Raw genomic sequence first — 12,102 nt, 5'->3', positions numbered from 1 at the left:
TGGCCGTGCTGGGCAAGTCAAACTTAAAAGAGAACACACCTATGCTTTTTTCCCGTAAGGCGGTTTCCAAGCGTCACTTGCTGCTGATCGCGGCCGGTTTCAGCACTGTGCTGACCGGTTGCGCCACGTCGCCGGCCTCCAAGGTCGCGTCGAGCACCAAGGTCGAGTACTACCCCAACTGCTACGAGCCGGTGCAGCACTTGCGCGCCACCGACTCGAACATGACCAAGTCGGTCGTGACCGGCGCGGCCATCGGCGCTGCCGGTGGTGCCCTGCTCGGCGCCCTGACCGGCGACAAGGAAAAACGTGGCCGTAATGCGGCCATCGGTGCTGCGGGCGGCGCCCTGGCCGGCGGTGCAGCGGGTTACTACACCGAGCGTCAGAAGCAGATCGCCGATGACAACCAGCGTATTGCCTCGTATGCGGCTGATGTGAACAAAAGCGTCTCCGACATCGACCGCAGCACGGCGTACGCCAAGGCGTCCCAGCAGTGCTACCAGAGCGCGTTCACCAAGTTGGTGGCTGATCGCAAAGCCAAGACCGTCAACGACACCGAAGGCCGCAAGCGCCTGGCGGAAATCGTCTCGGGCCTGAAGGAATCCAATGACCTGATCGTTGCGGTCAACGGTAAAGCCGCCGAAGACCTGAACAACTACACCCAGGCCTACGAGAAAGACCTGCAACAGGTTGGCGTACAGCGTACTGATGTGGTCACCGTGGCCAAGGCCGACACAACACCTGTTGTGACATCGGGCAAGAAGAAAGGCACAGGCACCAAACCGCCGAAAAAGCCGGTTCTGCCAACCGTACCCACAGAAGCGGTGAGCACCGAGAAGACCTTCCAGACTGCCCAGGTCAAGCAAGCTGAAAGCAAGCAGGTCGCCAGCGCCGGCAAGGCTCAGCTCGAAGGCAGCTGCCGCGATCCGAACCTGGCCGACTGGGCGCCGGTTCCTTGCCCAAACGTTTAAGTAACATGCTGCTATAAGCGTCAAACGCCAGCCGATCTTCCGCTAATGCGCAAGATCGGTGGCGTTCTTTAAGCAAATCGTTAAACTGCTGCGGCCACTCAATAATTACACCGAGGCCGTGTGCATGAAATTCCGTCTTCTCTTGTGGGTGCTGGGCCTGATGATGGGCAAAGCCAGCCGCACCAATCCTGCCTTCCAGCAACAGTTGGGCGATAAAGACCTGGCGTTCCAGTTGCAGACCCTCGACGGCAAGGTAGCCCGTCACTTCATCGTCAAAGACCAGCGCATCACCAGCCGCTCGGGTGTTCACCCGGCGCCGGCGTTTGCCATTGCGTTCAAAGATGCTGCCTATGGCTTCGCCACGATGCAGGCGAAGAACAAGCAACTGGCGTTCATGACGGGGATCCAGGACAAGTCGATCCAGATCAAGGGCAACCCGGCGCTGGTGATCTGGTTCCAGGGGTTGACCAAGTATTTGAAGCCGAAGAAAAAGAAGTAGACCGAGGTGGATTCATCGGGGGCAAGCCCCCTCCCACAGGGGAATGCATTTCAAGTGTGGGAGGGGGCTTGCCCCCCGATAGCGGTCTGACAGGCTATCGATTTAGCCCTGGCTGAACTGCGACGCCAATTCGCGCAACAGCACTTCAGCATCAAGCACTTTGCCCACCACCTCTTCAGCCTTGTCACGGCTCAAGCCCAGGCGCTCGAGCAGCGCATCCGGAATCGCCTCGTCCGGCCCGGAGCCGATTCCGCGGCTACGCAACAGGCGCACGGCCAGGCACACCAGGTTCGGGTACTCGGCGTATTGCCCATCGTAGGTCGGGTCGTGCTGGAAGCGCAGGGCGGTGGACAGTTCGTCCGGCATGTCCCAGTAGCGCATCAGCCAGGCGCCGATCTGCTCGCGGCTAATGCCCAGCAGGTGTTGCTCGACATAGCTGTGGCACAGGTGCGGGTTGACCTCCAGGTGGCGGCAGATCAGCGAGAAGTGCGGCGGGAACACGTGGGCCAGCAGCAGATATCCGAAGTTGTGCAGCAGGCCGGCGAGGTAGGTGAGGCCGGCTTCCGGGCGCTGTGCGCGGGGCATGGCGCGGGTCAGCCCTTCGATCACGGCGGCGGTGTAGATCGACTGGTGCCAGTACGGCGTCGACTGGTGCGGGTGGTCCTTGGGCAGGCTCAGGGTCTTGCCCAGGGCCAGGCCCAGCGCCAGGTTGATCACTAGGTCGAAGCCCAGCACACGCACGATGGCGTCTTCCACTGAACGAATCTTGCCCGGCGAGGCGTAGTACGGCGACGCTGCCCAGCTCACCACTTGGGCGGCCAGGGCCGGGTCGGTCTCGACCACGCCGGTGATGTCATCGATGGTGGCGTTTGGGTCGACGCGCAGCTTGATGATCTTCTGTGCGGTATCGGCCAGCGGTGGAATCTCGATGGTCGCTTCCAGGCGTTGCTGGATACGGCGGGCGGTGAACGCCTGCATCGCCTGGGTGATTTCCTCGCGGTCGTCATTGGGGCGGTCGAGGTTGGGGCGGATATTGCTCAGCGGCTCGCCGAAGTGCCCGGCGCTGGCCTTGGTGAGCAGGGTCTTGAAGGCGTTGGTGTCAATGTCGAGCAGCAGCCCGGCTTCACCCGAATGCACCAGCAGGCTCGGCTCGTTGAGCAGGCTGCCTTCGTACAGGCAGGGCGAACTGGTAAGGGGTGGCAGACCAGGCAGCAGGCTCAGGTCATGTTTGTCGAGCATGCGCTTGACGCGATCCGGCGACACAGCGGTCAGGCGACGGCCGGTGAGTTCGGCAAGGCGGTTGAGGTCGAGCAACTGGTTCTGCGGGAACAGCACCATCAGGGCGCCTACCGCATCTTCCAGCAGCACTGCCTGGACCTTCTGCGCAGGATTCAGGCCCGGGAGGTCGGCGACTTCCGTGTAGGGGATGGCGAGTTTTGCGAGCAGAGCCCGAATGACCGGCGGGGCGGTCAGTGGGGCTGTGGCGAGGGCAACTTCTGACATGGCCTGATCCAATTTCTTACAGTCACCGAAGTATAACCAGCTTGATACAACTGTTGGTCGCTTAAGTGCGTCAGGCGTCACACTTGGCCGTATTGCTGCCCATGCCTGAGCCAGCGATTGAGCAGCGGGCTGACGTGATCCGGCCAGCGCTCCAGCAGTGCCTGTGCGGCATCGCGCACAGCTGGCAGCAGGTCGGCGTCGCGCATCAGGTCGGCGACTTTGAATTGCAGCAGGCCGGTCTGGCGGGTGCCGAGCATTTCGCCGGGGCCGCGCAGTTCCAGGTCTTTTTCGGCGATGACAAAACCGTCGTTGGTTTCACGCATGATGCCCAGGCGCTGGCGGCCGATCTGTGACAGCGGCGGGTGGTAGAGCAGCACGCAGTGGCTGGCGGCGCTGCCTCGGCCCACACGGCCACGCAACTGGTGCAGTTGCGCCAGGCCCAGGCGCTCGGGGTTTTCGATGATCATCAGGCTGGCGTTGGGCACGTCCACGCCCACTTCGATCACCGTGGTGGCGACCAGCAGTTGCAGGTTGCCGGCCTTGAATTCGGCCATGACTGCGGCCTTTTCAGCCGGTTTCATGCGCCCGTGGATCAGCCCGACCTTGAGTTCGCCGAGGGCGCTGGTGAGGTCTTCGTAAGTGGTTTCGGCCGCTTGGCAGGTCAGCTCTTCGGACTCTTCGATTAGCGTGCACACCCAGTACGCCTGGCGCCCTTCGGCACAGGCGCCGCGCACGCGTTCGATCACTTCCACGCGCCGGGTGTCGGTGACCAGCACGGTGTTGACCGGCGTACGGCCAGGCGGCAGTTCGTCGAGGATCGAGGTGTCGAGGTCGGCGTAGGCGCTCATGGCAAGGGTGCGCGGGATCGGTGTGGCGGTCATGATCAGTTGGTGCGGGTTCATCCGCCCGCCCACGCCTTTCTGGCGCAGGGCCAGGCGCTGTTGCACGCCGAAGCGGTGCTGTTCGTCGATGATTACCAGGGCCAGGTTCTTGAACTGCACTTCATCCTGGAACAGCGCGTGGGTGCCGACCACCATCGGCGCGCCGCCGGCGATCTGTTCCAGTGCCGCCGCGCGGTTCTTGCCCTTGAGCTTGCCGGCCAGCCACGCCACTTCCAGGCCCAGCGGTTCGAGCCAGCGCTTGAAGGTGATGAAGTGCTGCTCGGCGAGGATCTCGGTGGGCGCCATCAGCGCCACCTGGTAGCCGGCTTCCAGTGCTTGCAGTGCGGCGAGGGCGGCGACCACGGTCTTGCCTGCCCCCACATCGCCCTGGATCAGCCGCAGCATGGGCTCCTGCTGGCTCAGGTCATAGGCGATTTCATTGCCGACGCGTTGCTGGGCACCGGTCGGCGCAAAACCGAGGTTGGCCAGGTACTGCGCGGGCAGGCGCGTGGCCTTGGGCATTGCCGGTGCACGCAGGGAGCGCATGCTTTCGCGCAGGCGTTGCTGCGACAATTGGTGGGTCAGCAGTTCTTCAAAGGCCAGACGGTGCTGGGCCCAGTGATGACCGAGTGCGAGTTCGTCGACATCGGCGTCGGCGGGCGGGTGATGCAGGTAGCGGATTGCATCGTCCAGCGGCGCCAGTTGATAGTCGCGGGCCAGTTCCTGGGGCAGCCAATCAGGCAGGCTTTTCGGACCGAGCATGGTCAGCGTCTGCATGCACAGTTGGCGCAGGCGTTGCTGGGTCAGGCCTTCGGTGAGCGGGTAGATCGGCGTGAGCGTGGTGTCGACCGGCGGCGGTTCGTCACCGGTAATGGCGCGGTATTCCGGGTGATAGATCTCAAGGCCGGATGCGCCGGGTCGCGCTTCGCCGTAGCAGCGCACGCGGGTGCCGCGCTTGAGGCCTTCCTTCTGCGCGTTGCTGAAATGGTAGAAGCGCAGGCTCAGGCCGCCAGTGCCATCCTGCAGGCGTACGACCAGACTGCGGCGCTTGCCCATCACCACATCGGCACCGCTGACGGTGCCTTCGACCACTGCGTCCTGCCCGGGGCGCAACTGGCCGATGGGCACTACGCGGGTGCGGTCCTGATAGCGCAGGGGCAGATGGAACAGCACGTCCTGGAGGTTCTCCAGGCCCACCTTGGCCAGCTTCTCGGCCATGGCTTCACCGACACCCTTGAGTGCCGTCACCGACACCTGCGACAGCTCAGTCATACCCTGGCTTAGCTCGCGGCAGTCGGCTTGGCGACCGAACACAGGCGGATCGAGTCGGCGAGGATCTCAATCGCTTTGGGCCGTGGGAAGCTGGCGCGCCAGGCGATCGCCACGGTGCGGAACGGCACCGGCGGCGTGAGGGGGCGCACTTCGATCACGCCGGGGGCGTAGTGATGGCTGTCCACCGCTGACAGCGGCAGGATGGAAATGCCCAGGCCGGACGCGACCATGTGGCGGATGGTTTCCAGGGAGCTGGATTCCACGGTGGTGTGCTTGGCGCCGTCATTGCCCTTGGTCAGGGTCGGGCAGGCTTCGAGGACCTGGTCGCGGAAGCAGTGCCCTTCACCGAGCAACAGCAGGCTCTTGTCGTTGAGCAGGCCGGCGTCGATGGTGTCTTTCTGGGTCCACGGGTGCGAGGCCGGCATCAGCACGTAGAACGGCTCGTCGTAGAGCGGCAGGGTCAGCACGTCGGCTTCATTGAACGGCAGGGCGATGATGATCGCGTCCAGCTCGCCGTTGCGCAGTTTGTCGCGCAGCACGTGGGTGAAATTTTCTTCGATATACAGCGGCATCTGCGGCGCGACGCGGTGCAGTTGCGGGATCAGGTGCGGAAACAGGTACGGGCCGACGGTGTAGATGGCGCCGACCTTGAGCGGCGCGGTCAGCTGGTTCTTGCCGGCCTGGGCCAGTTCGCGAATGCTCTGCGCCTGCTCCAGCACCTTCTGGGCCTGGGCCACGATGCCTTCGCCCACCGGGGTGAGGCGCACGGCGCTCTTGCTGCGCTCGAAAATCAGCACACCGAGTTCGTCTTCAAGCTTTTTCACGCCCACCGACAGCGTCGGTTGGCTGACATGGCAACGCTCGGCCGCGTGGCCGAAGTGCTGCTCTTGGGCGAGGGTGACGATGTAGCGCAATTCTGTAAGAGTCATAGCGGGCGTCCATGAGGTTGCGGGCCAAGCATACCGGCTGCAATCGATAGACGCACGTTATCAGACACGATGGGGTTTGCGACACCAGCTAATCGGGTGCCGCAGGTGTTTTGCCGGTTATTTCTGCGGGTATTTGAAGGTGAAGGTCTCGGTGAACGGGCCCCACCATTCGGGGACGCCGGTTTCTTTGTCGACGTGGTGGAAGAAGCCATTGATCTGCGGGCTCTCATAGCGCAGGACCACGGTATAGGTGCCGGGGCCGTCCATCTTCACGTTGTTCGCATAGTGGGCGCCGTCTTTGGCAACCATCGGCAGGAGCGTGCCGATTTGTTTGTAGTCCGGAGCGCCTTCCTTGACCAGGGAATAGGAGATGCTCAGGTAAGGCACCCATTCACCGTTGGACAGTCCGTACTTGTTGTCGGCGGTGGCATGCACATCGGTTTCAAGGTGCACCGAGTCCTTGTCCATGACCATGCCTGGTGGCATTGGCGCCATCTCGATCCCGGTGAGGTACGAGGAGGCGATCTCCATGTCGTGGGTCTGAACCGGCCCGCCGATCGGGTATTCACGGGCTTGGCTGACGGCGGAAAAAGCCAGGGCACTGGTCAGGACCAGCGCAGCGGCCACGGGTTTGGACAGGTGGTTCATGGGTGACGCTCCAGGGTGGATGAAGACGGTTGAGTGGTGCGCGACTGCACAAGGCGGCTACCCAGTAGCAGCAGGGTAAGGGTGGCCACCCAGGCAAACAGTTGAACGCCCAGGGGGCGGTCGGTGTAGCCAGTCAGCGCTTGCAGCGCCCTACCGGTGAGGCTTGCGTCGGAGACTAGCCAAGAGGTGTCCCACAACTCGTAGCCCCAGGCCGGGATCAGGTTGATACCGGCCAGGATCGCGGCGGCGCGGCCGGCCATTCCCGCCGCGAGTACGGCGATCATCCATGTGGTGACCGAGAACAGGCGCTTGAGGCTGATCACCACCAGTCCGCGATACAGCAGCCACGACAGCACGCCGCCACCGGCAATCCCGAGCACGCCGCCGATGAGCATCGTCAGGGGTTCGGGGTGGGTGGAGGCGGCGATGCCATACAGGAACAGCACGATTTCCGAGCCTTCGCGCAGCACGGCCACGGTGATCACGATGGCCAGTGCCCACAGGGTCTTTTCGCCGCGTTGCACCGCCGCCCCGCTTTCGCGCAGTTGAGTAGCGAGTTCGCGGCCATGGCTACTCATCCACAGGTTGTGCCAGCCGAGCATGCACACCGCGACGATAAGGATGGTGGCGTTGAAGATTTCCTGGCCGAAACCGTCCAGGGCCTGGGTGATGGCGCCAGTGAACAGCGCGAGGATCGCCGCGCCGCCAACACCGGCAGCGATGCCGCCGATGATGTAGGCACTGCGCCGCGCCAGCCCCTGGGTGGCGGCCATGACGATACCGATGACGATGCCGGCTTCCAGGACTTCACGAAACACGATCAGCAGACAGGCCAGCATGACTTACTCCTTGGCCGCGACGACGGTGACGGTGCCTTTGGCCTGGTCGGGGTGGTAGTCGTCGAAAAAGCTGTAGGTGCCCGGATGCATCGGGCCGGCGAAGACGGTAATGGTGTTGCCGGGCACGACGATCTTTTCGAATTTCATGTCGTAGCTTTCGAATTCGTCGACGGTGTCGTCGTTGTTGGTGAGCTGGATGCGAAAGCGCTCCCCAGCCGGCACGGTGAAGCTGGCGGGTGTGAAGGTGTGGTTTTGCACGGTCAGGCTGACCAGTTGATCCGCATGGGCTGCGCAGGGGGCGCCAGCGATTGCGAGCAGGGCAAGCGTCAGGCGGGGAGGGCAGGACATGGCGAAAAGCCTCTCAAATGAGAATTGTTCGCGCATGATTGGTGGTGTATTGAAGTGTTACAAGTGAAGAACCATGACATTGGTTTCACGTTCAGTAACGGTTCAGCTCGCGGGTCTGCAAGGCTTGAAATACCGGGGAGGGGGAGCGCAATGGGCACCCGAGGGTGCCCATTGGGAGCGGCTCAGCGACGACGTTTTTCGATGTTGTACACGAACGGTGCAACGATCTCGATGCTGCCACCCTTGAGCATGTCTGCCGGTGGCTTGGGCAGCGGCTGGGCACGACGGATCATGTCCAGCGTGGCGCGGTCCAGGTCGGCGTTGCCGGAGCGGCCCACCAACTCGTAGGACAGCACGTTACCCTCGGCATCCACCACGAACTTCAAGCGGTTGAGGCCTTCCTTGCCACGCGCCTGGGCGCCTGGCGGGTACTTCTTGTACTTCTGCAGGTGAGCCAGCAGGGTGCCTTCCCAGGACGCCTTGGCGGCGATCTGTTGCGGCGACGGGCCAGGAACGGGCTGGGCCGATTTTTCAGCCGGTGCCTGGGTCGGCGGAGCATCGCTCGGCGGGTCCTCGGAAGGTTTCTCCTTGGGCGGCTCGATCTTCTTCTCCACCGGCTTGGGCGGCTGCGGTTTGGGCTTGGGCTTGACCGGCTTGGGCACCTGGATCGTCGGCTTGGGTGCCTCGGCCAGTTTCGGCAGCGGCAGTTCTTCCACCGGGGCAGGCGGTTGCGGCGGCGTGACCACCTTGGGCGGTGCCGGCGGCGGTGGGGCTGGCATCGGTGCCAGGTCGATGACCATGGCAGCCGGTGGCAACTGCACCGTGCGCGGCGCCGACCAATGAAGCGCGATAGCGATCGCGACGGCATGCACGCCCAGTACGACGGCGAGGCTGGTGCCATAACGCGTCAGTTTGTGGCGCGTCGTGATCATTTCTTGGCTGCCGTCTCAAGTCCGACCAGGCCTACCTTGAGGTAGCCGGCTGCCCGCAGGGCATCCATCACGCTCATCAGGTCGCCGTAGTCCACGCCCTTGTCAGCCTGGAAGAAGATCGTCGTGTCCTTCTTGCCCTGGGTCTTGGCGTCGAGCACCGGCCCCAGGGTTTCAGCCTTGACCTCTTCTTCGCCCAGGAACAGGCGTTGGTCCGCCTTGACGCTGAGGAAGATCGGTTTCTCCGGCCGTGGCGCCGGCTTGGCGCTGGACGCGGGCAGGTCGACCTTGATGTCCACGGTGGCCAACGGTGCTGCCACCATGAAGATGATCAGCAGCACCAGCATCACGTCGATAAACGGCGTGACGTTGATTTCGTGGTTCTCGACGAGTTCGTCGTCGCCTTGATTCAAATGCAGGCCCATGGCCGATTACCCCACTTTCACCATGTGCGGTTGCGAGCTGCGCTCGGTAGGCAGGTGATCGAGGTCGCGGCTGACCAGCAGCAGGACTTCCGCCGACGCGTCCGATACCTGGGCCTTATAGCCGGCAATCGAACGCGCGAAGACGTTGTAGATCACCACCGCAGGAATCGCGGCAACCAGGCCCAGGGCGGTGGCCAGCAGGGCTTCGGCGATGCCTGGGGCAACAACGGCGAGGTTGGTGGTCTGGGTTTTGGCGATGCCGATGAAGCTGTTCATGATGCCCCACACGGTACCGAACAGGCCGACGAACGGCGCGGTGGAACCGATGGTCGCCAGCACGCCGGTGCCGCTGCTCATGTTACGGCCGCAGGCCGCCACCAGACGCTCCAGGCGGAAGGCCACACGTTCCTTGATGCCTTCTTTTTCGCGGGTGTTGGCCGACAGGCGCATTTCTTCCAACGCGTCGTGCACCAGGGTATTGGCCAGGGTGCCCTTTTTGGTCGCGCTTTCGCTGGCTTCCTTGAGGGTGGTGGCCTTTTTCAGGTGGACGATTTCGGTGCGCAGGCGACGCTTGGCGCCCAGCAGCTCGAAGCCTTTGGCGATCCAGATGGTCCAGGTGATGATCGAGGCGATGGCCAGGCCGATCATCACGGCTTTCACCACCACGTCAGCGTTCTGGTACATGCCCCAGGGCGACAGGTCGTGGGCCATGCCCAGGGTGTTGTCCTCTTCCAGCACCACACCGCTGTCGTCGGCGGCAGGGTCAGCAGCCTGGGCCGGGTCGGTGGCAGCGGGCGCTACGGCAGGTGCTGCCGGTGCCGCAGTGTTGTGCTCGGCGGCCGCCGGGGTGGCTGGCGCGGTGGCATCAGCGAAGGCGGCGGTCGGTGCCAGCAGTACGCTGAACAGCAGCGCAGCAATCGCGCGCCAGGCGCGGGATGGGCTGTGAAGCTTGGTTGGCGAAGCGGGGGTTGTATTACGTGTCATGCTGGCCGGACCTGAGTAAAAAAATGGAGTGATCGTCCTTCCAGACCCTGGGGTCGAGGACAAATGGGCGGTTATTATTGCAAGTAATTCTTGTTAACAGAAGTAATACAGTAACTTTATTTGTGCTTTTTCTGGCCGTCTGTCATCTGCGAAGGCTAACCTAGACCTTTCTTCGCGGAGTTTTGTGATGTCAGCGCCTTCTGTTGTGATTGCCGGATGTGGCGATGTGGGTAGTCGGCTGGCTAGCCAGTTGCTCGCCTCGGAATGGGAGGTTCATGGCCTGCGCCGCGATATTTCGCGGCTTCCTGAGGGCGTGATCGGCATTGCCGGTGACTTGTTCAAGAAGGATTGCCCAGGCACCTGGCCGATTGGCGGGGTGGATTACCTGGTGTACTGCGCCGCTGCGACGGACCACGACGAAGCCGGCTATCGCGCCGCTTATGTAGAAGGCCTCAAACATGTGCTTGAGTGGTTGGGCGACTACGGCCAGGAGCCCAAGCACCTGCTGTTTGTATCCAGCAGCAGCGTCTACGGGCAGCAGAATGGCGAGTGGGTCGACGAAACATCAGAGACTCAGGCGAAGGGATATTCCGGGCAGGTGATGCTGGAGGCTGAGCAGGTGGCGCTCAATAGCGGCATCCCGGCCAGCATCGTGCGCCTGACCGGCATTTATGGTCCGGGACGCGAATGGCTGCTGACCCAGGTCCGCCAGGGCTACCGAGTCGCAATCGATCCACCTTTATATGGCAATCGCATTCATGCGGAAGACGCCGCGGGGCTGCTGGCCTTTTTATTGCGCCATGTGGAAGAGGGCGGTTCGCTGGACAAGGTCTACATCGGTGTCGACGATGCGCCAGCGCCACTGGCCGAAGTGGTGGGCTGGTTGCGCGAATACCTGGGTGTGACTGAGTGGGCTGAGGATGCGAGTGTGCGGCGAGCGGGCAGCAAGCAGTGCAGCAATGCCCGGGTGAAGGCGTTGGGTTGGACGCCGACCTACCCGACTTATCGCGAAGGCTATGCTGCGATCCTCAAGGGCTGAAACGCAGTCAAAAAATATGGGAGGGGGCTTGCCCCCGATAGCGGAGTGTCAGCCACAGTTGTATTAGCTGATGCACTGCCATCGGGGGCAAGCCCCTCCCACATTTGGATTTGCGGCATGGCGGCTATTGTTTTTCCAGCAGCCATTGGCGGGGGCCGGGGGTGAACTGCGGTGCTTCGTCGGCCTGCGCGGTATTCACCGCCTGGAAAATCTCAAGTTGCTTGCCTTTGCGCACGAAGATCCATGTATCGTCGGTGCCTGCATGGCCTAAGAGCAGGGTTTCATTGCCCGCACCCTGGGATCGGCAGTCGCCGTCCAGGCACAGTGTGTATCGATCTGCTTGCCCAAGCCCTGAAACGCGACCCTGCGCGGTGAACATCGCCGTCGTGCCTTTCCCGGGGCCGTCGATGATGTTCCATTCGCCGGCCATGTACGCTGTGTTCAGGGCTTTCACGAAGGTGTTGACCCAATTATCCCCTGTCTCCACCGTTTCGGTTGGGCGGCTGAACACTTCCTGTGGGGCGTATTGGTTGGTCGCCTGGGTCAGATACTTGCCATCAAATTGCAGCTCATCGGTGTGACCGCCACCGTAGTCGACGATCCAGGCGTTGGGGGATTTGAGCAGTAACTGGCCTTCGCTCATCTCAAAGCCGTTACGCACCTGTGCCTTGCCAGCACGAGTGTCGATGTGCCACTCCAAATGCGTACCGTGGATGTTCAGCGGTTTGCCTTGCGCGGCCACATCAATGATTGGCTGATTGATCCAGACACCACTGATATCTGCAGGGATGCAGCCGCTCAGCAGCAAGAGGCCGAGGATAAGGAGTGTGCGCATGGG

General features: G+C 62.7%; 13 protein-coding genes. 3 read left to right on the top strand and 10 right to left on the bottom strand.

Features of this window, described 5'->3' with window-relative positions; translation table 11 throughout:
- The first annotated feature begins 41 nt into the window (after positions 1-41).
- Both tagQ and M2497_RS00235 read left to right on the top strand, forming a co-directional pair.
- Positions 42-968 (top strand): type VI secretion system-associated lipoprotein TagQ, encoded by a 927-nt coding sequence (tagQ, locus tag M2497_RS00240; protein WP_071488084.1) that lies wholly within the window; start codon positions 42-44, stop codon positions 966-968.
- Between the two features lie 124 nt (positions 969-1,092).
- Positions 1,093-1,467, top strand: a complete 375-nt coding sequence (locus M2497_RS00235) for a hypothetical protein (protein WP_003195530.1) — start codon at positions 1,093-1,095, stop codon at positions 1,465-1,467.
- A gap of 102 nt (positions 1,468-1,569) precedes the next feature.
- Here M2497_RS00235 and M2497_RS00230 read toward each other — a convergent pair whose 3' ends face one another.
- The 9 genes from M2497_RS00230 to exbB all read right to left on the bottom strand — a co-directional run bounded on the left by M2497_RS00230 (position 1,570) and on the right by exbB (position 10,225).
- Positions 1,570-2,970 (bottom strand): aminoacyl-tRNA deacylase and HDOD domain-containing protein, encoded by a 1,401-nt coding sequence (locus M2497_RS00230; RefSeq protein ID WP_248485357.1) that lies wholly within the window; start codon positions 2,968-2,970, stop codon positions 1,570-1,572.
- Between the two features lie 77 nt (positions 2,971-3,047).
- Positions 3,048-5,123 carry an ATP-dependent DNA helicase RecG gene (recG, locus tag M2497_RS00225; protein WP_058424461.1) on the bottom strand — a complete coding sequence of 692 codons (2,076 nt, stop codon included), beginning with the start codon at positions 5,121-5,123 and terminating at the stop codon, positions 3,048-3,050.
- 8 nt (positions 5,124-5,131) lie between these two features.
- The gene (locus M2497_RS00220) at positions 5,132-6,052 is read right to left on the bottom strand and encodes a hydrogen peroxide-inducible genes activator (RefSeq protein ID WP_016975936.1); all 921 of its coding nucleotides are present in this window, start codon (positions 6,050-6,052) and stop codon (positions 5,132-5,134) included.
- Between the two features lie 117 nt (positions 6,053-6,169).
- Complete coding sequence (locus tag M2497_RS00215) at positions 6,170-6,700, bottom strand: iron transporter (protein WP_071494623.1); 531 nt, start codon at positions 6,698-6,700, stop codon at positions 6,170-6,172.
- A complete protein-coding gene (locus M2497_RS00210) occupies positions 6,697-7,539 on the bottom strand; it encodes an FTR1 family protein (protein WP_248485355.1) in 843 nt (280 codons plus the stop codon). Before M2497_RS00210 ends, M2497_RS00215 begins: the two co-directional genes overlap by 4 nt.
- A gap of 3 nt (positions 7,540-7,542) precedes the next feature.
- Positions 7,543-7,887, bottom strand: coding sequence for a cupredoxin domain-containing protein (locus tag M2497_RS00205; RefSeq protein WP_071488080.1), 345 nt, complete (start codon positions 7,885-7,887; stop codon positions 7,543-7,545).
- A 182-nt stretch (positions 7,888-8,069) separates the two neighbouring features.
- Complete coding sequence (locus tag M2497_RS00200) at positions 8,070-8,819, bottom strand: energy transducer TonB (RefSeq protein ID WP_016975935.1); 750 nt, start codon at positions 8,817-8,819, stop codon at positions 8,070-8,072.
- Complete coding sequence (gene exbD, locus M2497_RS00195; protein ID WP_003195519.1) at positions 8,816-9,241, bottom strand: TonB system transport protein ExbD; 426 nt, start codon at positions 9,239-9,241, stop codon at positions 8,816-8,818. Before exbD ends, M2497_RS00200 begins: the two co-directional genes overlap by 4 nt.
- Before the next feature lie 6 nt (positions 9,242-9,247).
- Positions 9,248-10,225 (bottom strand): tonB-system energizer ExbB, encoded by a 978-nt coding sequence (gene exbB / locus M2497_RS00190; RefSeq protein WP_248485354.1) that lies wholly within the window; start codon positions 10,223-10,225, stop codon positions 9,248-9,250.
- Positions 10,226-10,412: 187 nt separating this feature from the next.
- On the opposite strand from exbB, the gene M2497_RS00185 reads away from it, so the two are divergent.
- A complete protein-coding gene (locus M2497_RS00185; protein ID WP_248485352.1) occupies positions 10,413-11,264 on the top strand; it encodes an SDR family oxidoreductase in 852 nt (283 codons plus the stop codon).
- Between the two features lie 124 nt (positions 11,265-11,388).
- Here M2497_RS00185 and M2497_RS00180 read toward each other — a convergent pair whose 3' ends face one another.
- Positions 11,389-12,099: a hypothetical protein gene (locus tag M2497_RS00180; RefSeq protein WP_248485351.1), complete on the bottom strand. Its 711-nt coding sequence runs from the start codon at positions 12,097-12,099 to the stop codon at positions 11,389-11,391.
- Positions 12,100-12,102: the final 3 nt, after the last annotated feature.

The organism is Pseudomonas sp. CYM-20-01 (genome assembly GCF_023169845.1).
Lineage (GTDB): Bacteria > Pseudomonadota > Gammaproteobacteria > Pseudomonadales > Pseudomonadaceae > Aquipseudomonas > Aquipseudomonas azotoformans.
The sequence above is the reverse complement of the archived record's forward strand: the minus strand, read 5'-3'. Positions and strand labels throughout refer to the sequence as shown.